Consider the following 283-nt stretch of genomic DNA (forward strand, 5'->3'; position numbering starts at 1 on the left):
TAGTTGCCCTTCACCGTGCTCGCGCCGTTCTGCAGCACGATGCCGTTCTCCGACTTGGAGATGTCGTTGCCGATGAAGTTGCCGCTGCCGAGGATGGCGGCATTGCTGATGCCGGACGTGCCGGCGCCGGTGATGTCGCAGTTCTGGACGGTGATGTTCTTGGCGCCCTCGGCGTCGATGCCCCAGGTGCCGTTATACTTGATGACGCAGTTCTTGATCACGACGTCGGCGGCGGTAATCCGCAGCGAGCCGTTGATGATCTGGTTCTCGATGACCGTGCCGG

General features: G+C 61.8%; 1 protein-coding gene. It reads right to left on the reverse strand.

Features of this window, described 5'->3' with window-relative positions:
* On the reverse strand, window positions 1–283 hold a 283-nt coding region (locus tag P0086_RS25230; RefSeq protein ID WP_275790832.1), incomplete at both ends, for a right-handed parallel beta-helix repeat-containing protein.

The sequence above is a fragment of the Mycoplana sp. MJR14 genome, from assembly GCF_029210525.1.
In the GTDB taxonomy this organism is placed as follows: Bacteria; Pseudomonadota; Alphaproteobacteria; order Rhizobiales; family Rhizobiaceae; genus Mycoplana.